The organism is Streptomyces sp. NPDC033177 (assembly GCF_055577715.1).
Genome location: NZ_JBVIPS010000004.1, coordinates 204,668 through 224,646 on the forward strand (window position 1 = coordinate 204,668; position 19,979 = coordinate 224,646).

Annotated in this window: 18 protein-coding genes and 2 pseudogenes; 15 read left to right on the forward strand and 5 right to left on the reverse strand. The window is 69.6% G+C overall.

Going from position 1 to position 19,979, the window contains the following annotated elements; all coding sequences use genetic code 11:
• The first annotated feature begins 383 nt into the window (after nt 1-383).
• From ACZ5U5_RS15695 to ACZ5U5_RS15735, 9 genes are all read left to right on the forward strand, one after another.
• On the forward strand, nt 384-764 hold the full coding sequence (locus tag ACZ5U5_RS15695; RefSeq protein WP_469021393.1) for a hypothetical protein: 381 nt from the start codon (nt 384-386) through the stop codon (nt 762-764).
• A gap of 68 nt (nt 765-832) precedes the next feature.
• Complete coding sequence (locus ACZ5U5_RS15700; RefSeq protein ID WP_365825742.1) at nt 833-1,255, forward strand: phage tail protein; 423 nt, start codon at nt 833-835, stop codon at nt 1,253-1,255.
• Between the two features lie 72 nt (nt 1,256-1,327).
• Nucleotides 1,328-2,047 carry a CIS tube protein gene (locus tag ACZ5U5_RS15705; RefSeq protein WP_469021396.1) on the forward strand — a complete coding sequence of 240 codons (720 nt, stop codon included), beginning with the start codon at nt 1,328-1,330 and terminating at the stop codon, nt 2,045-2,047.
• A complete protein-coding gene (locus tag ACZ5U5_RS15710) occupies nt 2,047-3,963 on the forward strand; it encodes a VgrG-related protein (protein WP_469021399.1) in 1,917 nt (638 codons plus the stop codon). Before ACZ5U5_RS15705 ends, ACZ5U5_RS15710 begins: the two co-directional genes overlap by 1 nt.
• Before the next feature lie 73 nt (nt 3,964-4,036).
• Nucleotides 4,037-4,489 (forward strand): GPW/gp25 family protein, encoded by a 453-nt coding sequence (locus tag ACZ5U5_RS15715; RefSeq protein ID WP_363212340.1) that lies wholly within the window; start codon nt 4,037-4,039, stop codon nt 4,487-4,489.
• On the forward strand, nt 4,489-6,447 hold the full coding sequence (locus ACZ5U5_RS15720; RefSeq protein WP_469021403.1) for a putative baseplate assembly protein: 1,959 nt from the start codon (nt 4,489-4,491) through the stop codon (nt 6,445-6,447). Before ACZ5U5_RS15715 ends, ACZ5U5_RS15720 begins: the two co-directional genes overlap by 1 nt.
• A 43-nt stretch (nt 6,448-6,490) precedes the next feature.
• On the forward strand, nt 6,491-7,072 hold the full coding sequence (locus ACZ5U5_RS15725) for a phage tail protein (RefSeq protein ID WP_469021406.1): 582 nt from the start codon (nt 6,491-6,493) through the stop codon (nt 7,070-7,072).
• On the forward strand, nt 7,069-8,349 hold the full coding sequence (locus ACZ5U5_RS15730; protein ID WP_469021409.1) for an NADase-type glycan-binding domain-containing protein: 1,281 nt from the start codon (nt 7,069-7,071) through the stop codon (nt 8,347-8,349). The genes ACZ5U5_RS15725 and ACZ5U5_RS15730 overlap by 4 nt, the downstream gene beginning before the upstream one ends.
• Nucleotides 8,350-8,821: 472 nt before the next feature.
• Nucleotides 8,822-9,430 (forward strand): NAD(P)-dependent oxidoreductase, encoded by a 609-nt coding sequence (locus ACZ5U5_RS15735; RefSeq protein WP_469021411.1) that lies wholly within the window; start codon nt 8,822-8,824, stop codon nt 9,428-9,430.
• A 10-nt stretch (nt 9,431-9,440) separates the two neighbouring features.
• Here the strand turns inward: ACZ5U5_RS15735 and ACZ5U5_RS15740 are convergent.
• A pseudogene (locus ACZ5U5_RS15740) lies at nt 9,441-10,342 on the reverse strand (LysR family transcriptional regulator).
• 53 nt (nt 10,343-10,395) lie between these two features.
• Here ACZ5U5_RS15740 and ACZ5U5_RS15745 point away from each other — a divergent pair.
• Nucleotides 10,396-11,175: an inositol monophosphatase family protein gene (locus ACZ5U5_RS15745; RefSeq protein WP_469021412.1), complete on the forward strand. Its 780-nt coding sequence runs from the start codon at nt 10,396-10,398 to the stop codon at nt 11,173-11,175.
• A 27-nt stretch (nt 11,176-11,202) separates the two neighbouring features.
• On the opposite strand, the gene ACZ5U5_RS15750 is transcribed toward ACZ5U5_RS15745, so the two are convergent.
• Entirely contained in the window at nt 11,203-11,745 is a 543-nt protein-coding gene (locus ACZ5U5_RS15750) for a hypothetical protein (protein WP_469021415.1), read from the reverse strand.
• A 136-nt stretch (nt 11,746-11,881) separates the two neighbouring features.
• On the opposite strand from ACZ5U5_RS15750, the gene ACZ5U5_RS15755 reads away from it, so the two are divergent.
• Nucleotides 11,882-12,247 (forward strand): hypothetical protein, encoded by a 366-nt coding sequence (locus tag ACZ5U5_RS15755; RefSeq protein WP_469021417.1) that lies wholly within the window; start codon nt 11,882-11,884, stop codon nt 12,245-12,247.
• A gap of 58 nt (nt 12,248-12,305) precedes the next feature.
• Here ACZ5U5_RS15755 and ACZ5U5_RS15760 read toward each other — a convergent pair.
• Nucleotides 12,306-13,026 (reverse strand): annotated as a pseudogene (locus tag ACZ5U5_RS15760) (dienelactone hydrolase family protein).
• Between the two features lie 168 nt (nt 13,027-13,194).
• On the reverse strand, nt 13,195-13,665 hold the full coding sequence (locus ACZ5U5_RS15765; protein WP_469021420.1) for an NUDIX hydrolase: 471 nt from the start codon (nt 13,663-13,665) through the stop codon (nt 13,195-13,197).
• Between the two features lie 223 nt (nt 13,666-13,888).
• Here ACZ5U5_RS15765 and ACZ5U5_RS15770 point away from each other — a divergent pair, with 223 nt between their 5' ends.
• Nucleotides 13,889-14,059, forward strand: coding sequence for a hypothetical protein (locus tag ACZ5U5_RS15770; RefSeq protein WP_469021423.1), 171 nt, complete (start codon nt 13,889-13,891; stop codon nt 14,057-14,059).
• 4 nt (nt 14,060-14,063) lie between these two features.
• On the opposite strand, the gene ACZ5U5_RS15775 is transcribed toward ACZ5U5_RS15770, so the two are convergent.
• On the reverse strand, nt 14,064-14,759 hold the full coding sequence (locus ACZ5U5_RS15775; protein WP_469021426.1) for a TetR/AcrR family transcriptional regulator: 696 nt from the start codon (nt 14,757-14,759) through the stop codon (nt 14,064-14,066).
• Nucleotides 14,760-14,904: 145 nt separating this feature from the next.
• Here ACZ5U5_RS15775 and ACZ5U5_RS15780 point away from each other — a divergent pair, with 145 nt between their 5' ends.
• The 3 genes from ACZ5U5_RS15780 to ACZ5U5_RS15790 all read left to right on the forward strand — a co-directional run bounded on the left by ACZ5U5_RS15780 (nt 14,905) and on the right by ACZ5U5_RS15790 (nt 19,941).
• Entirely contained in the window at nt 14,905-16,140 is a 1,236-nt protein-coding gene (locus ACZ5U5_RS15780; protein ID WP_469021429.1) for an oxygenase MpaB family protein, read from the forward strand.
• A 17-nt stretch (nt 16,141-16,157) separates the two neighbouring features.
• Nucleotides 16,158-17,384 carry an oxygenase MpaB family protein gene (locus ACZ5U5_RS15785; protein ID WP_469021431.1) on the forward strand — a complete coding sequence of 409 codons (1,227 nt, stop codon included), beginning with the start codon at nt 16,158-16,160 and terminating at the stop codon, nt 17,382-17,384.
• A gap of 310 nt (nt 17,385-17,694) precedes the next feature.
• Nucleotides 17,695-19,941, forward strand: coding sequence for a molybdopterin cofactor-binding domain-containing protein (locus tag ACZ5U5_RS15790; RefSeq protein WP_469021433.1), 2,247 nt, complete (start codon nt 17,695-17,697; stop codon nt 19,939-19,941).
• Nucleotides 19,942-19,979: the final 38 nt, after the last annotated feature.

Sequence of the window (19,979 nt, forward strand, 5' to 3'; positions counted from 1 at the left end):
CTGTAGCCGCTGTCGCCAACACCCCTGCAGCGCCGCCCGTTCAGCGCGCCACCACCACCCCCAAGTCAACGCCCGAGCCCGCTTCGGCGCGGACCGCGGCGACGCCTGGCAAGGCGGACCCAAAGCTGCCTCCCCACTCGTCCCACTTCAACGCGACCGCGCTCCCCCCAGTGCAACGCGCTACCCCGTCGACTGCACCAGCCTCGGACCGCGGAAACGCACCGCATACGCACACCCCGGCGCAGACCCAGGCGGCCCCCCGGCCCCTCCCCGTAGCCCGCCTCACCGCTCCCTCGACGCCGTCCCGGGCAGCTGCAGCCCAGCCTCTGCCCATCGCCCGCACAGCCACCCCCGCGGGCCCAGGACCTGTCGTCCAGCGGGGGTTGCGCTCGGCGACCCGTTCGGCCACCGAGACGCTTGCCGCCTCCACCGCGGCCACCGTCGCGCACACGCTGGGAAGGCTTCGGCCGGGCGGCCAGGACCAGCAGGGGCGGCCGAGCAGGCAGGAGCAGGAGACGGTCGTGGACGACCCGTTGCCGTTCCCGCCCGACCGGAGCACCGCGGCGGCGACTTCGGCCGGTACCGCCGCCGCGCCGCCCGCGTACACCCGTGTGCCCAAGGGGACGTTCGACCCGAAGGACCTCACGGACTTCCAGCTCGACCAACTCGTGCACCTCATGATCGGCCGCATCACGCGCCTGGTCCGCACCGAACTCCGCATGGACCGCGAACGTATCGGCAGGCTCCGCGACGACCGCCGCTGACCGCCCCCGTTCTCCGTCCTGGCGCGACCCGCGCGCCGCAGCAGCAACGACAGAAAGGCCCACCCGCGATGCCCCGCCAGGACCCGGGTTCCACGATCTGGTTCAGCCTCTCCATCGACGGCCAGAGCCTCGGTTACTTCAACGGGTGCGAGGGCCTTTCGTCCCAGGTGGAGATCGAGCACCGCCAGGAGGGCGGGAACAACGGGTTCGTCTGGCAACTGCCGTCCCGTGTCACCTTCTCCACCATCCGGCTCACCCGCCCCCTCACCCCGGACACCACCAAGGTCGCCAAGTGGATCTCGTCCGTGCAGACGGGCATCAAGCGGCCCACCGCCGAGATCGCGGCGCTGCGCGCGGACGGGTCGGAAGTCGCGCGGTGGGGTCTTATCGACGTGCTTCCCGTCAGCTGGCAGGGCCCCCGGCTCGACCCCAGCAGCCCGGCCGTCGCCACGGAGGTCCTGGAGATCGCCCACCACGGGTTCACGGACTGAGGGTCCGCACAGAGCAAGGGCCCGGGGTCCGAGTGACCCGGGAGTCCGGAGAGAGGAGCGGGAGACCCCCACATGCCCAAGAGCAAAGGCGCCGGCAAGAGCCTCGTGCGCGCCAGCCTGGCCATCCACGAGCCCCCCGTCGGCACCAGCACCACGCCCGGCGGACTCATCAGGACGTTCAACTTCGACTTCAACCCGGCGCAGTTGACCATCGGGCGCCGTGCCAACTGGACGGTGACACCGACGGCCGACAACCGGGACGGCGCGATGCCGGAGTTCATGGGCTCGGAGCAGCGCCAGATGAGTGTGGAGATCTTCCTCGATTCCTCCGGCAGGCCGACGAGCAATGAGGTCCTGAAGAAGGTGCAGACGCTCCTCGACTGTTGTGGGGTGACCCCCAAGAGCAAGAAGGCCGACCAGCCGTCGCCGCCGTGGGTGATCTTCCAGTGGGGGTCGTTCAAGACGGCCCGGTTCACCGCCTACGTCGCTTCCGTCGACGCCTCGTACACCCTCTTCGGCACCTCTGGCGTGCCCATCCGGGCCACCTGCCAGCTGCAGCTGCACGAGATACCGAGCGACGCACTGGGGCAGAACCCGACCTCCGGCGCGCTCACCGCGCAGAGCGTGCACCGGGTGGTGGCAGGGGACTCGCTGCAGTCGCTGGCCTGGCGTGAGTACGGCGACGCCACGGTGTGGCGGGCCATCGCCGAGGCCAACGGGATCGACGATCCGTCCACTCTCACGTCCGGCACCGAACTGGTGCTGCCCGCGGCGCAGGAGGTGGGTCGCTGATGGCCGGCGTCGCCTTCTCCAGCGTCATGAAGGTGAAGCTCGGCGGGGCCAAGCTCCCCGACGAGTACGCCCGGATGTTCGTCGACGGCTGGGTCGACCAGGGTGCCGGGGTGCCCGCCGCGTTCCGGCTCACCTTCCGCGACCCGCACCGCCTGCTCCTGAAGGATCTCAACGTGAAGTTCGGCACCGAAGTCGTGCTGACACCGGTGGCCGACGGGCAGGGCTCCGGCGAACCGCTCCTCACCGGCGAGGTCACCGCCCTGGAGGCCGACTACGACGGCACCGGTTCCTTCACCGTCATCCGGGGCTACGACCTCGGGCACCGCTTCCTGCGCCGGCGCCGCGTGGTCGCGTACGCGAACGAGACCGCCTCCTCGATCGTCAAGAAGCTGGCCGGGCTCGCGGGCGTACCCGTCGGGAAGATCGAATCCTCCAAGGGGAACTACGAGTTCATCAGCCAGGCCAACGTCACCGACTGGGACTTCATCGCCCGCCTTGCGGACGAGAACAAGATGGTGATGTCTCTGGACGCCCGCGGGAAGTTCAACTTCGTCTCGCCCAAGCCCTCCTCGGGTGCGCCCTCGCCGACCAGCGCGCGCAGTGAGAAGAACCCCCTGGTCCTGAAGTCCGGGACCGACATCCTGCGCCTGCGCACCTCCGTGACCGCCGCCGACCAGGTGGCCGAGGTGGAGGTGCGCGGCTACGACGTCGCCAACGCGCGGGAGATCGTGGAGACTTCGCGCCGGGCCAACAACCCCGTCTATTCCATCGGTTCCTCGCCGAAGAAGGCCGCGGCCGCCTTCAAGAAGACCAAGCTCGTGCAGACCTCGATGCCCTACGACAAGCGGCCCGAGGTCAAGCACGCCGCCGACGCCCTGTTCGACGACGTGTCCTCCTCGTTCTCCGAACTGGAGGTGATCGTCCACGGCAACCCCAAGCTGCGTCCTGGTGTGCCCGTGGCGCTCGCCGACGTCGGCTGGCCCTTCCAGGGCAAGTACACGACGACCTCCGTGCGGCATGTGTTCGGCAACGGTCAGCGCTACGAGTCGTGGGTGACCGTCAGTGGCCGGCAGTGGCGTTCCCTGTACGGCCTCACCTCGGGCGGTACGGAGAGCGAGCCGCGGCTGCCCGGCGTGGCCAACGCCGTCGTCACGGACGTCGACACCAAGGACGAACAGGCGCGCGTGAAGCTCAAGTTCCCGTGGCTGGACGACACTTACATCAGTGACTGGACGCGCGTGGTGCAGCTCGGCGGGAAGCGGGGCGGCGGCATCTTCCCGCTGGACGTGGGGGACGAGGTCCTGGTCGGCTTCGACCGGGGCGCGCTCGATCACCCCTTCGTGATCGGCGGGCTCTACAACGGCAAGGACAAGCCGACCCGGAACAAGGCGCCCCTGTACTCCGGGGCGCGCAACCAGGCCAGTCGGCACACCATCTCCGACCGCACCGGCAACCGCGTCGACTTGCTCAGTCAGCGCGTGGGCGCCCATCGGGGCGTGCGGGTCTCCACGGGCGACGACAAACTGACCGTCAATCTGGACCGCGCCAAGACCGAGATCACCGTGGACAGCAAGGGGTCGGTCACCATCAAGGGCGGCCGCTCGGTGACCGTCCGGGCGGGGACGGACCTCACGTTGAGCGCCAAGCGCAATGTGTCGATCCAGAGCGGCGGGATGCTCAGCCTCCGGGCCGGGAGTGCCGTCAACGTGAACGCGGGCGGCGGCGGATTCAGCGTCAACACCTCGTTCTTCAATGTGCGGGCGGCGGGCATGGCCTCCCTCATCGCGACGGGCGGAGTCACGGTGAACACCGTCGGGGCGATGGCGCTCACCTCTGGCGCCACGATGGCCCTGACCTCTTCCAACATCGGGCTGAACGGTGCGGTCCTGGTCAACCGCAAACCCCTGCCCTTCTGATGACCCACGCGCCCGCATGCTCACCCGCCCCACGCCCACACGCTCACACCAAGCAAGGACCGGTGGTTCTCTGATGGCCGAACAGTTCGTCGGCTCCGGCTGGGCGTTCCCGCTGCGCATCGGCCCCACCGGAGGCATCGCCCTGGTCAGCGGGGAGCGCGAGGTCGAGGAGGCCATCCGGCTGGTCCTCGCGACCGCCCCCGGCGAGCGGCCGATGCGCCCGGAATTCGGCTGCGCCATCCATGACCTGGTGTTCGCGCCGGTCAACGAGCAGACCGCGGGCCGCATCCAGCACGAGGTGTACCTGAGCCTGGACCGCTGGGAGCCGCGCATCGAGGTGCACGAGGTCGAGGTCACCGCGGGCGAGGACCAGAGCGTGCTGTTCATCGACGTGCGTTACGCGATCCGCGGCACGAACAACCCGCGCAGCCTCGTCTTCCCCTTCTACGTCATCCCCTCCCACGAGGAGCCGGGGGCCGCGGAGACGTCCGACGGCCCCGGCGCCTTCCCCGAAAGCGACCGCTGATGTCCCTGCAGAGCCCCAACCTCGACGACCGCCGCTTCCAGCAGTTCGTCGACGACGCCAAGCGCTACATACAGCAGCGCGCCCCGGAGTGGACCGACCACAACGTCTCCGACCCCGGCGTCACCCTCGTCGAGACGGTCGCGCACATGGCGGACCAGATCGTCTACCGCCTCAACCGCGTCCCGGAGAAGAACCACCTGGCGTTCCTCGACCTGGTCGGCATCACGCTTTTCCCGCCGTCGGCCGCCCGCACCGACGTCACCTTCTGGCTGTCCGCACCCCGTGACGAGCCGGTGGCCGTGCCGGTCGGCACCGAGGTGACCACGCTGCGCACCGAGACCGAGGACGCCGTCGTCTTCGCCACCGAGCACGACCTGCGCATCGTCCCGTGCATGCTGCGGCACCTGATGGTGCAGCGACGCGGCGAGCCCGTCAACGACCGCACCGCCGACCTCGCCGAGGGCAGCGACGTGCTGTGCTTCAGCGAGGCCCCGAGCCCCGGCGACTGCCTGCTGTTCGGCCTGACCGCCGCCGTCCCGCACTGCGCGGTCGCCCTCGAACTCGACAGCCGTGTCGACGGCGTGGGCGTCGACCCCCGCCAGCCTCCGCTGGTCTGGGAGGCATGGACGGCGGACGGCTGGCAGCCGTGCGAGGTGCACAGTGACGGCACCGGCGGCCTCAACCGGCCCGGCGATGTGGTCCTGCACATACCCGGCGGTCACGTCCTGTCCCGCAACGGCGGCCACGAGGCGGGCTGGCTGCGCTGCCGCGTCACCGAGCCGCTGGCGGACCAGCCCTTCTACACCACCTCGCCGACGGTGCGCTCCAGCGACGCCTGCACGATCGGCGGCACCACCCCGGTCGTGCACGCGGACACGGTGTACGACGAGGCGCTCGGCGAGGCCACCGGGCTGCCCGGCCAGCGGCTGCGGCTCGCCCACGCACCCGTCGTCGGCGACGAACCGCCGGTGCTCCTTCAGACCGCCGAGCACCACGGCTGGGAGGACTGGCAGGTGGTCACGCACTTCGCCGAATCCCGCCCGGACGACCGGCACATCACCCTGGACGCGACCACCGGCGCCATCGCTTTCGGCCCCGCCGTGCGCGAGGCCGACGGCTCCCTGCGCCAGTACGGCGGGGTCGCCCCCAAGGGCTCCGTCATCCGCGCCCGCCGCTACCGCATCGGCGGCGGCCGCTCCGGCAACGTGGCCCGCGGCGCGATACGCGTGCTGCGTACCTCCATCCCGTACGTCACCGAGGTCGTCAACCGGGAGGCCGCCCGGGGCGGTGTCGACGGGGAGACGGTCGAGGAGGCCAAGGTCCGCGCGCCCATCACGCTGCGCGCCCAGGAGCGTGCCGTGACCCTGCGCGACTACGAGGAGCTCGCCCGCCGGGCCGCCCCGGAGACGGCCCGCATCACCTGCCTGGAGGGCAAACCCGACGAGCATGGGGCGCACGCGGTGCGTGTCCTGGTCGTGCCGCAGGCCGTCGCCGACCCCGGTGGGCGGCTGCGCTTCGAGCAACTCGTCCCCGGCGACGCCCTGTTGGAGCGCATCACCCGCCACCTGGACGAGCGACGCCTCATCGGCACCCGGCTCGCCGTCGGCCCGCCGTTCTACCAGGGCATCACGGTGGTGGCCACCGTGCACGCATTCCGCGGCGTGGAGACCGACCGCGTACGGCGCGCCACCCACGACGCCATCTACCGCCATCTCGACCCACTGACGGGTGGCGCGGACGGCAGAGGCTGGCCCTTCGGCCGCCCCGTCCAGGCGGGCGAGGTCTTCGCGGTCCTCCAGCGAGTGCCCGGCGTGGAGCTGGTGGACGAGGTCGTCCTGCACCCGGCCGACCCGCTGACCGGCAAGCGCGGTGACCGCACCGACCGCATCGACCTGGAGCCGTCCGCCCTGGTGTTCTCCTTCGACCACCGCGTACGGGTGATCGGGGACGCCTCGTGAGGACGACCCCGCGCCATCCGCAGCGACAGTGCGGCGGCCGCCGATGAGGGGCTCCATCGACGGCCTGGGCTCCTCCGCGCCCCTCGGGATGATGCTCCCGGCCGTCTTCGCCGACGACGACCTGGCCCAGCATTTCGTCGCGGGCCTCGACGAGGTCCTGGCGCCGATCCTGAACGTCCTCGACTGCCTGGACACCTACTTCGACCCCGCTCTCACCCCGATCGACTTCGCCCAGTGGCTCGGCATCTGGGTGGGCGCCGAGACGGACGGCATCGATTCCGAGGAACGGCTGCGCGCCGCTGTCGCCGCCGCTGCCGCGCTGCACCGGGTACGGGGCACGCGCCAGGGTCTTTCGGAGGCGGTGCGCCTGGCGTTCGGCACCACACCGGAGATCACCGAGAGCGGCGGCGCGGCATGGAGCGCGCGTCCTCGCGGGCCGATCCCGGGCGACCCCCGACCCCGCTTGCACGTGGCGCTGCGGCTGCCCGAGCCGACACCGGCGGACGCGCACCGCCTGGACGCGCTCGTCGCCGCCGCCCGACCCGCGCACATGCCCTACTCCGTCACCGTCACAGCCACCGCCAACGTCACCGCCACCGCCACTGAAAGGACCCTGGAGTCATGACCAGGCAGAACTGCACCGAGTGCGACGCCCGCGTGGAACCCGGTCAGTCGTTCTGCGACGCCTGCGGCGCCGTCCTCAGCTGGGATACGGCCGGGGCGCGCTCGGGGGCGGCGCCGGCCGCGGACTCCCACGCGGGCTCCGGGGCCGGGCGTCCGGGCGCCGACCAGGGCCCCGGCCGGGACGCCTTCGCCGCAGGGCCGGCCCCGGCCGCGGGCGGCCCGGTGCGGACCCCGGCCGCCGATCTGCGTGCCACCGACTCCGGCCTGCCCCGTCGGGCCGCGTCCGCAGAGCCCACGGCCCCGCCCCAACCCGCGTCGGGGAACCCGGACTTGACGGACACGACGCCCAACGAGCCAGTGGCGCCCGCGCATACTCCGGGTCCCGAAACGGTCCGGTCCCTCCTCGTGCCCGTCTCGGACCCGGCGGCAGCCACCCCGCCGCCCCCGGCCGTGAGCCCGGTCCTCCCCGGCCGGCCCGATGCCGAGCGCCCGCATGTCCGCGTGCCCGGACAGCAACCGCAGGCCGGCAACGGCCCGCCCTGCCCGTGGTGTGCCACCCCGAACCGCCCCGACCGGCACTTCTGCGCCCGCTGCGCGATGCCGCTCGCAGAGACGCCGGACCAGCCGTCAGCGCCGCTGCCGTGGTGGCGCCGCCTCATGGGCCCCGGCCGCAACCAGACGCCGTGGGCGGGTGAACGCCCCCGGCTGCGCCGCGTGTTCGACCACATCGGCACCTGGATCACCTGGGCCATCGTCCTGACGCTGCTCATCTTCGCCGCGGTGAACCTCTCCGACGGCATCCAGGCCACGCGGGACCACTTCGCCAAGCGCGCCCCCGTCGAACCGGACGAGATCCGCGCCTCGAACGCGTACGCCGGCCATGGTGCGAAGCTGGCCTTCGACAAACTCAACAACACCTGGTGGGGCCCGGGAGTCGCGGAATCGGGTCAGGGCGAGTGGATCGAGGCGCGCTTCACTCAGCCGACCCGCCTCCTGGACGTCATCATCACGCCCGGCGTGTCCACCCATGCCGACGAACTCGGCAAGTCAGCCCTGCCGCACCGCGTCACGGCCACGGTCACCAAGAAGGACGGCTCCACCGCGACCCGCGAACTCACCCTGGACCCGGGCCCGGGCGGCCAGCGCCGCTCCTTCCGCGTGGGCGAGGTCACCCGGGTCCGCTTCACCGTCCAGTCGGCCCACGCCGCGTCGGCCAAGAAGCAGGTGGCCATCGCCGAGGTCGAACTCTTCGGCCGATCCAACGGCAGCCGCACCTGAGCGATCGAGACCGCCGGGGAGTTGGTCAGCGAGGCACGGGATGCGACGATCGGTCGCCGTGACCTCAAGAAAGCTTGACCGCGAACCCAGCAGACTGCAGATGGTTTCCGTCGAAACCGCCACGTCGTCGGAAGCCGTCTGCATCGTTCGATGTGTGGGCGGCATAGCTCGGGCCGGGCAGACCTTCCGTGTCGACCCCGCGACCGATGCGGCAGGTTCAGGCTCCCACCACGTGGTGCTGGAAGCAATTGACCGCTACGGGAGACAAGTCGATTTCCTCGACCCTCCGCACAGTGCCAAAGTCGCCTTGTCCGGCAGGGGAGTGGCGTCCCTCGGCAAGGGAGTAATCATCACCTCCGAGGCCGGGCCTCTCGACGGAAGCTTGGCCCCTCCGGCAGATTGCGCCTGAGTAACGTACTGCGTCAGATACTTGCACTTGATGTTAAGTTCTGGTCTTCCTAACGTTCTCGGCATGAACCTCACCGTCCTCGCGGCCTCAGGCCGGACCGGAATGGCCCTCACCCGACAGGCGTTGCGTCGCGGTCACACCGTGATTGCCATCGCCCGAAACTCCGAGCGAATCGCCCTGCCCGACACCCCGAACCTGCGTAAAGTGGTGGGTGACGTGAACGACGCGGCAAGCGTCGCCGCCGTCGTGGACGAGGATTCCGTGGTCCTCTCCGCACTCGGCACGGACATGGCCGGGATTCTTTTGACCGGCGCACGCGCTGTCATCGCCGCCGGCCCTCGGCGCATCATCTGGCTCGGCGCCTATGGCACGGGTAGGTCGACCGAAGCGGCGGGCAAGGGCGCGAGCGTCCTCGCCAAGGTGCTGGGCGATCGCCTCGCGGACAAGGTCGCAGCCGACAACGCCATCCTTGCGGCAGGAGGCACCGTCTTCCACGCCGGCATGCTCGCTGACGGGTCGGAAAGCCCCCGTCGGCGCACGGTCGGCTTGAAAGCCGGACCTCCCTTTGACCTCGGCGTGAAGGTCAGCCGCGAAACCGTCGCCGCAGCGATGCTCGACGAAGCCGAAGCCCCTGGCTTCACTGGTGCCGTGGCCCTGCCGCTGGCTGCGTAGACGCTGTGGTTCAGCAGGCGGTGATCTCCTCCAGGGATGCTCGGACCTGCTCGCGGAGCCACGCGTGGGCGGGGTCGGAATCGAAGCGCTGGTGCCAGTTGCAGTGGATCGTCGCCGCCGGTGTCTCGACCGGCAGCGGCCGGGCGAGCAGACCGAGCGCCGCGATGAGCGGCCGGCCGAGGGTCGCCGTGCAGGTGACCAGCGCGTCACCGTGGGCAGCGATCTGCAGGGCCGTGGAGACCGTCGCCACCGCCGCGACCACTCGGCGTCGCAGGCCTTCGGCGGCCAGCACCTCATCGATCGGCGCGGTCAGGCGGCCACGCCGGGAAACCACCACATGCGGCTGAGAGGGGCATAGGCGGTCAGATCGAATCCAGCGGCACAAGGATGGTCCGCACGCATCGCCACGACGAGACGATCGTCGCCGAGGGGCTCAGACCGGAACTCCGGCAGGGTGGGCCTGTCGCCACCGAGTTCCAGATCGACCCGGCCATGGCGCAGGTCATCGGTGTCGACGGCGTTCTCGGCCAACACCCGCAGCTGCACCCCGGAAGCCCGCTGCTGAATCCTCCCGACCAGTACCGGGACCATCGAGGCAGTCACCGCGTCGTGGCACTGGATCGTGAAGGTGCGATCGAGCTCGGCCAGGTTCAACTCACGTACGGGCGAAAGCACTTCGTGTGCCTGCTGAACCAGCCGGTGCACCTCCTCCCGCACCGACACCGCGCACGGGGTGGGAGTCATCGAGTGGCCCGTGCGCGCCAAGATGTCGTCCCCGGTGACGGCGCGAAGCCGGCCGAGGGTGCGGCTGACCGCGGGCGAGGACAGGTGCAGCCGCTCGGCCGCGCCCATCACGCTGCCTTCTTCGAGCAGGGCGTCTAGCACGGTCAGCAGATTCAAGTCCAAGTGCATGGAAGTAAATCCTAGCCAGCAGTACATCCATTTCGATCAACCCGGAGCATCCCATGAGTCAGGAACTGCTTGCCGCCACCGTCGCCGCCGTCCGCCAGGCCGGCGCCAGGATGATGACGAGCTACTCCACCGAGACCCCCCAGCCGGGGCTCCCCGAACTCCTCGCGAGCCTCCAGGCCAATGACGCAGCCGTGGTCGACACCTTGCGCCCGGCACTGGCCCAGGCCCTGCCGAACGCGGGATGGCTCAACGACGAACACGGATCAGGGCCCATGGCCGCGGGCGAGTGGTGGCTCATCGACCCGGTCGGCGGCAATGTCAACGCCATGCACGGGATGCCCGACTGGAACATCGGCGTGAGCCTGGTCCGTGACGGCCGCCCGGTTCTGGCAGTGCTCTACTTCCCGGTCCTCGACGAGATGTTCACGGCGACCGAGGGCGGCGGGGCGTTCCTCAACGGTGTGCGGCGGCGGGTCTCGGTCAAGGCATCGCTGGACGCCGCCCTTGCCGGGACCGGCCAGGCCCAGCCGGGACACCACCCCGAACTCGCCCGACGGATGGGCGATGCCTTCGCCGCGATGATGAACTCCGCCTTGTACGTGCAGGTCTCCGTACCGGTCATCGGCCAGCTCGCCCAGGTCGCGGCGGGGCGCATGGACGTGCACTGGCAGTTCGACCAGGTCCGGTCCCACGCGGCAGGTGTGCTGCTGGTCCAAGAGGCCGGAGGCATCGTGACCGACCTCGAGGGCAAGGCGTGGGACCTGGCCGCCAAGAGCTACCTCGCCGCCGCGTCGGGCGTGCACGCGGCCGCGCTCGAAGTCCTCGTCGCCTGAGGGGAGTCGAGGGACCCGGCGAGCAGGTCAGGTCCTGATGTCCGTGCGTGGGCGGCCGTTGTGGCGCAGGCGGATCCGGCGTCGGGGGTGGGAGCGCAGCAGCGGGTGCAGGCTCCAGTTCTGTTCCGAGGCCGCGCCCACGACGTAACTGGCGCCCGCACCGCGGAAGTAGTGGGCTCCCAGGTCGAGATCGCGGTCGTACCCGGCAAGGACGGCGGCGTTCTCCACGCGTCGGGTCTGCTTCTCGATGCGCCGGTCCACGCGAGCGCGGTAGTACGCCGCGTTGCCCTCGCGTACGAGAGACACCGGGGTCACGCACCACAGCGGGATGAACGGAACCTGGCCCAGGGTGGCATCCAGCACCCGAACGGCACCGTTCTCGGCGCGCGGCACCATATAGACGAACAGCTGCGCCACGGAGGCCACGCAGTAGCACAGAGCCGCCAGGAGAAGCCACATCATCCACCACAGCGGCAGCAGCAGGAGAGTGAGGGGCAGCAGCAACAGCCAACGCAGTGGGGCCGGACGAACAGGCAATGGGCCCCACGCCGGGTCGTCGAAGTCAGGCACGGGCGTTATGTCCCCCTTGGTTCGCGTGGCGTGCGGCCACATCGTGCGGAGTATATGCCGAGGGGCATTGCTGGCAGGCCGGCCATCGGAGCTGAGCCATCATCATCCGAAGTTGCTCGGCAGATACGGTGACTCGATGACCGAGAGCATGCCTGCCGACGTAGCCGATGTGCTTGCCCTGGTCCTCGACGCAGAGGATTCGGTTCATGTCGCGCTCCGAAAGCAGGTGCCGCACCTCAGCGTGCGAGAACGGTGCACATGCGGGTGCGGTACCGCCTACTTCGAACTCGACACCAGCGAGGTGGAGCCGGCGCCCGCCGGCCCCGGCACCGTCGTGGCGGCCGCAGCGCAGTTGGTCACCGAGGCCGGGGAGTGTCCTGGTGAGGTCCTGGTCTTCACGCAGGACGGCTACCTGTCGTGGCTCGAGGTCTGCTCATGGAGCGAGGACATCGAGGTGACACTTGCGGCTGCACGTCAATGGCTGCGGGCAACGTCAACCTGAAGCTGGCTGCCGCCCACCATGGCCGGCGGTGGCCACCGTCCCCCGCCGGTGGTCCGCCCTACTTCAGGTGCCGGTCGAGGAAGCGGCCCCCGTCCTCTATCTCGAACCACGGGGTGCCGGTGTGCCCGCCCAGGTTGGCGTGCAGTGTCTTTTCCTTGGTGCCGAAGGCGTCGAACAGGTCCAGGGCCCGCCGGCGCGGGTTCCCTTCGTCGTCCCACTGCAGCAGAAGGAGCAGCGGGATGGTGACCTGCCGGGCCTCCTCGCGTTGGGCGTGGGGCACATAACCCCCCGGCGAAGAAGCCGGCGGCCGCGATGCGCGGCTCGACCGCCGCGAGCCGGATGCCAAGGGCGGTCCAACCCGAGTACCCGACCGGGCCGTCGATCTCGGGCAGCGCAAGAAGGGCATCCAACGTGGTCTGCCATTCCGGGGCCGCCTTCTCGACCAGCGGGCCGATGAGCGACTCGAAGACCCCGTCGACCGGCTCGCCGGCCTGCATCGCCCGGCGAAGGTCGGCGCGGACCTGCTCGTCCGCGGCGGAACGGGGCCGCTCGCCGCACCCGGCGGCGTCGATGGTGGCCACCGCGTAGCCGTGCGCCGCGGTGTGCCGGGCCCGGGCCATGAGCCGGGAGTCACGCTTGGGAAGGCCGTTGTTGTGGGCCATCAGGACCAGCGGAGCGGGAGCGGATGCCGGAGTCCACAGGGTGCCGGGGATCTCGCCGAGGGTGAATTCGCGTTCGAGTACGCCGTCGTCGAGGCGCTGCTCGGAAGTGAAGTGCATGGTCGTACCTTTCGGGAGCTCGCGAACGGCGCTCCCGGACGACCTATCGCCCGACCGTGACCCCAGAGGGGAGCACCCATGTCGATTCTGCGTTCACGGGTACCACCTCCTCGTTCTCTCGCACGGCCTCCGGGAAACCAGCAGGGGTGGCCATGGTCCGCCAACGAATTATTTGCGCTCACACCACGGGCCAGCCGGCGCCAAGGCTCCGAGTACGGTCAGCAGCTGCGGCGGCTCGACGGGGTCCGGCAGCGAGCCCAGATCCGTCCACGCGATCCAGATGTGGGTGTCCAGGCTGGCCTGCTCGTCGGGGAGCAGGCCTGTGCGCACCAGCGATGGCTGGGCCTCGGAGAACCGGGCGACGAAGAAGTGCTCCGTGCCCGTGTACCGCTTGCCGTTCCACTGCACATCGCGGTCCACGGGCACGGACCGGTCCAGAACGGCCGCCGGGTCAAGACCGGTCTCCTCGGCCAGCTCACGCCGTGCCGCCACCAGCGGTGTCTCGTCAGCCTTGATGCCGCCACCGGGAGGCTCCCAGAGCCATGTTCCGTCGAACGGATCACGCCAGCGCAGAAGGAGCAGGCGATGGGCAGCGTCCAGGCAGATGACCCGGGCGGCGGGTCGTTGCGTTGTCTCCACCACCCTGACGCTACGCGGCACGTCAACGGACGCGGAGTGTCGGGACACGAAAGCGTGTGCGTTGTTTCGTGTACTGACGGGGCCATCTCACGGTGCACCGTGCGTCGTTGAGCTGATCATGGACAAAAACGACTCGGAGCGAGAAGCGAGGGCGAAGGTGGCGGGAGCCTACGGGCTTGCTTCTCCGCCGCGCGGTACTGCTGCGTGCGTGTGGTGTGTGGAGATGCGGAGCATTGCCTTGGACGCCGAGCGGCGACAGCCTCAGGCCGCGGGAAGAACGATGGGCGGCGTCTGGGTGTGGCTGCGTCGGTTGCGGCGGACCGTGGTGCCGACGCTGTGGGCAGCGACGGTGATCGTCGCGCTGGGGGCGGGGATCTGGCGCGAAATCCCTTAGGACCCTACGAGTGAGCAGACCGTGGTGGTCCGAGCATGGGGACGAGGAACTGCCGGGCCACCGATCGCATCCGCTCGTCGTCATCGACATCGATGACCTGGCTTGGGATGACGAGGAAGGAGGCCGAGACGCGGACCATCATCTCGGCGACGACATCGACGTCCACCTCGCCCGCGACATGGCCGGCCCGCTGCTCCTGTCGGAGCCGTTCGGCGACGAACTGCTGCACCACGGCAAGGGTGCGGCCGCCGTCACCGGCCGTCGACAGCGTGAGGGCGTCGGGCTCGACGGCCATGAGTCCGCCGATGAGACGGTTGTGGCGAATGGCGCGCAGGGAACTCACGAAGCCCAGGACGACTCGGTCGGAGACGGTCTCGGCGTTCTGGATCTCGCGGGTGAACTGGTCGAAGTAGCGCCGGAATTCACGGCGTACGACGTGCTCGACCAGCGTTTCCTTGGTGGCGAAACGGCGGTAGACGGTGATGCGGGAGACTCCCGCAAGGCGTGCCACGTCCGCCATGGTGGAGCGCTTGATCCCCATGCGGCAGAACTGCTCGTACGCGGCGTCGAGCAGCCGCGTGGACACGTCGTCGGCCGGATCAGCCTCGTAGGCCCCGTCGGTGGCGTCGCTGAACGCGAGTTCCAGCACCGACGGGGAGCCGAGAGCAGGCCCGGTGAGGTCCGGCAGGACAGGTTCCACTACTGCCTCCCTGATTGCGTGAAGCCTCTGGCGTTCAAGCCTCGTCTGTGCTCCCCTGTTGATACAGAGATGCTCAATACGTTTCATCGTACCAAGCGAACTGCGGAACCACAGAGCTGCCGGACTCACGGAGGAGTTCAGAGCAATGGATGGACTCAGTAGACGCAAGATGTTGACGGCGGGTGGTGCACTGGGGGCCGTCGGGGCGCTGGGAGCGGCATCGCCGGCCAGTGCGAGGGCGCTGTGGACCTGGGCCCCGAGCAATTCGATAGCGGGCAAGGGCGCGGGAGTTGACCCCGAGTGGGTGTGGGACGAGGAGGCCGACCAGCTGCTCGCCTCCGTGATCGACCGCGGCGACGTGCCCAAGGTCAATGAACTGCTGCGCACCTGGACCCGCAACGACCAGGCGCCACCGGCCGGACTCCCGCAGGATGTACGGGAGTTCATGGATAGGGCGCGCCAACTGCCCTCATGGGCGGACCGGGACAAGCTGGAGCGGGCAGCCGCGTTCAACAAGTCCCGAGGCTTTTACCTCAATCTGCTCAACGGAGTGGGCGGCGGCATGCTGAGCACCGCCATCCCCAGGGAGGCGCGCTCGGTCTACTACTCCAAGGGCGGCGCCGACATGGAGGACCGCGTCGCCAAGACGAGCCTGCTCGGTTTCGCCATCGGGGACCTGAACGCCTACCGGCCCGACGGCGATGTCATCGTGCACGCCGTCAAGACCCGCATGGTGCACGCGGCGGTGCGCCATCTGCTGCCGCAGTCCCCGGCCTGGGTGCGCAACAGCGGCGGCCAGAAGATCCCCATCAGCCAGGCCGACATCCTGGTCACCTGGCACAGCCTGGCCACCTACGCCATGCAGAAGCTCCTTGAGTGGAAAGTCCCGGTCAGCTCCGCCGACGCCGGGGCCTACCTGCATGTGTGGCAGGTGACCGTACACATGCTCGGTGTCCGTGACGAATACATCCCGGCCAGCTGGGAGGCGGCCAACTCCCAGTCCAAACAGGTCCTCGACCCGATCCTGACCTCCACCAGGGAAGGCGTCGAACTGACCGACATCCTGCTCGGCCAGCTCGCCGAGCAGACCAGCCCCGGCGGCATCGACCGGCCCCTGTGCAACGCACTCGGCCGGTACCTGGTCGGTGACCGGGTCGCCGACATGGACGGCATCCCCAAGGAGCCGTTCTGGGACGGCGTCCTAGAAAGCATCTGGCCGAAGCTGGTGGCCTTCCGCGAAAAACTCATCCCCTTGCCGCTGGTGCCACCGCTCGCCTGGACGCTCGACGAGGCGGCCCGCCAGTACATCCTCTTCTACCTCACCAAGGGCAAGGGCACCCACATCGAGATCCCCGACACCAATCGGCCGGGCACCAGCTGAAGGAGGAGTGCGCAGCGATGGATGAACTCAGCAGACGCAAGGTATTGATGACGGGCGGAACCCTGGGCGCCGTCGGGGCGCTGAGCATGGCCTCGCCGGCCGGGGCCCGGTCCCTGTGGTCGTGGTCTCCCGCATCGTCGATCGCGGGCAAGGGCGCGGGCGTCGACCCGCAGTGGCTGTGGGACGAGGAGGCCGACCCGGTCCTGGCCGCCGTACTCGACCGCGGTGACGTGGCCAAGGTCAACGCGGCGTTACGGCAGTGGACCCGCAACGATCAGCCGCTCCCCGACGGACTGCCGCGTGATCTGCGGGAGTTCATGGAGCACGCCCGTCGGCTGCCGTCCTGGGCCGACCGGGCCGAACTCGACCGCGGCGCCCAGTTCAGCAAGACCAAGGGGATCTACGTAGGGGCGCTGTACGGCCTCGGCAGCGGTCTGATGAGCACCGCCATTCCCCGGGAGGCGCGTGCCGTCTACTACTCCAAGGGCGGTGCGGACATGAAGGACCGCATCGCCAAGACGGCGCGGCTCGGGTACGACATCGGGGACCTGGACGCCTACCAGCCGCAGGGCTCGATGATCGTGACCGCGGTGAAGACGCGGATGGTGCACGCGGCGGTACGGCATCTGCTGCCGCAGTCCCCGGCCTGGGTGCAGAACAGCGGTGGCCAGAAGATCCCCATCAGCCAGGCGGACATTCTGGTCACCTGGCACAGTCTGGCCACACTTGTCATGCGCAAGCTGAAAGAATGGCGAGTCCGGGTCTCCGACGGTGACGCCGACGCCTATCTGCACGTATGGCAGGTGACCGCGAACATGCTCGGCGTCCGAGAGGAGTACATCCCGGCCACCTGGCAGGCGGCCGAAGCGCAGTCCAAGCAAGTCCTCGACCCGGTCCTGGCCGCCACGACGGAAGGGAAGGCGCTGACCAAGGTACTGCTCGACATCGTGGCCGAACTCGACGCCGGCCTGACGCGTCCGCTGATCAGCGCGTTCTCCCGCTACACACTCGGCGACCGGGTCGGCGACATGATCGGCCTCTCCAAGGAACCCGTCCTGACGCCCCTGGTCGCCGGTGCCTGGCCGCTCCTCGTGGCCTTCCGCGAAAAGCTGATCCCCCTTCCCGGCATCCCCGGGATCATGTGGACCCTGGAGGAAGCCATCCGCAAGTTCGTCCTGCTGTTCCTCGCCGAAGCCCGCCTGCCCATCTCCATCGACATCCCGGACATGAACCGCCCGACCTGAAGGCCTGCCCGTCCTGAAGGCCTGCGACAGCCGGCGCGGCCACGCCCGGTTGCCGGCCACCCCCGGGGTGGTGGCTCCCCCCGCCACCGCCCCGGGCAGCCCCCGCCCACGACCACCGGAGCCGAGCCGCACCCATGGACACCACGATGAGATCGCTCAGCAGCGGGACCACCACCCGACTCCGCCGCCGGCCAACTGCCGGACGCGCCACGCCGGGTGGGGGCGGCCAGTGACGAACGGTGCTGATCGCGGGCCCGGACAACCGACCGCGCAAGACGCCGGCCTGGGCCGACGCCGTTTCCTGGGTTTCGTGCTGGCTGCGCCGACACTGGTGACCGCCGCCGAACTCATACCGGCTGACCGAGCCAGGGCGCAGGTCCCCGCAGACGGGATCCCCTCGCCCGAGGTCACCGAACTGGTGGACCTCAACGACGTGATGACGGCGGCGGCCCTGCCGACCTCCGGCCTGATCACCGTCCGGGTGAACAACGACGGCACGGTGTCCTTCGCCCTGCCCCGCGCCGAGGTGGGACAGGGCATCACCACATCGACGGCCATGCTGATCGCCGAGGAGATGGACGTACCCCTCGCGCAGGTGCGGGTCACCCTGGCCGACGCGCGACCGGAGCTCGTCTTCAACCAGCTCACCGGCGCGTCCAACACCACCATCTCGACCTACACACCGGTCCGGGTGGCCGCCGCCATCGCGCGCGGACGGCTGCTGCAGGCCGCGGCGGTCGAACTCGACGCCCCCGTCGGCGACCTCACCCTCGCGGCGGGAGTCGTCACCGGGCCCGCGGGCCGGCGCATCGTCATCGGCGCGCTCGCCGAGAAAGCCGCGGGCGTACGGACACAGCAGGTCACCGCCGAGCTCAAGCCGACAGAGCAGTTCAGCGTCATCGGCACACCCCAGCGCCGTATCGACGCCCTGGACGCGGTCACCGGGCGCAAGAAGTTCGCGATGGACCTGAGCGTCCCGGACGCCGCCCCGACCATGGTGTGCCGCCCCCCGACCATCAACGGCAAGGTGGGGTCAGTGGCCAACGCCGGTGAGGTCCGCGCCATGCCGGGCGTCACCGACGTCGCGGTGATCTCGACAGGGGTGGCGGTGCGCGCCCGGACCTTCGGACAGTGCATCGATGCGGTGCGCGCGCTGAAGGTGACGTGGAAGGCGGGAACGGCGGAGGGCAAGTCCGATGCCTCCGTTCTCAAGAGGCTGAAAGCTGCCGAAGTGCCGCTCGGACTGCCGCCGTTGACCCCGTACGTGGAGGGCAGCTTCACCTTCCACTTCCGCAGCAACAGCGCGCTGGAGACCAACTGCGCGATCGCCGACGTGCGTTCCGACCGCGCCGAGATCTGGTCGAGCCTGAAATCACCGATCGTGGCCAAGGAGACGATCGCCGCCAGACTCGGGCTGCCGCTCCATGCCGTCACCGTGCACGTCACCGAGGGCGGCGGTTCCTTCGGGCGCAAACTCTTCTTCGACGCCGCCCTGGAAGCGGTCGAGATCTCCCGGAAGATCGGCAAGCCCGTCAAACTCATGTGGCACCGCGCCGACGACTCCCGGCAGGGCCGCACCCACCCCATGGCCACCTCCCGCGTACGCATCGCCTACCTCGGCGACACCGTCCTCAGCTACCGGCAACGCCACACCAGCGTGGCCACCGACCTCAGTCACGGCTTCGGGGAGATCCTCACCGCCATGGCGGCGAAACTGCCCGTGGCCGACCTCGGATTCTCCGAGACCTTCTTCCAGCTCTCCCAGTCCATGCCCTACAACTTCGGAGTCCACAGCCGCCTGTTGAACGAGACCGACAAGAGCTTCAACACGGGCAGCATGCGCAACGTCTATTCACCCGACGCCACCTGCGCCCGCGAACTCCTCGTCGACGAACTGGCCGCGAAGATGGGCAAGGACCCCTACCGCTTCCGGCGCGACTTCCTCAAGGACAAGCGATCCAAGGCCGTACTGGAGAAGGTCGCCGAAGCCGGGCAGTGGGGCCGGTCGATGCCGGACGGCATGGCGCAGGGCATCGCGTTCCACTCCGAGTACCACGCCACCAGCGCCGTCCTGGTGGAGATCGACTGCCGGCCCGAGACCGTCAACCGCCCCATCCGCAACGGTGTCACCGGACCACGCGTGACCAAGGTCGTCCTCGCCGTGGACGCCGGACTCACGGTCAACCCCCGGGGCCTCGAAGCGCAGATGATGGGCTGCGCGATGGACGGCATCGCCCTGGCCCTGACCTCCAGCCTGCACCTGCGTGACGGCTACTTCCTGGAGGCCAGCTGGGACAACTACTTCTACACACGGCAGTGGAACACACCACCCGAACTGAAGATCATCATCATGCCGGACACCAGCGAAAAGCCGGGCGGAGCAGGCGAGTTGGGCGTCTCGGCGGCCATGGCCGCGGTCGCCTGTGCCTACGGCCGTGCCACCGGCGCCATGCCCACCACCTTCCCCATCAACCACGCCACCCTCTCCTTCGAACCCAAGCCGACGACCCCGCCCATCCCTCCGTCCCCGACCGACGGCCTGGATCACGCGTTCTGAAGTGCCGCCCTTCGCCGCCCCCTCGCCACTGATTCAAG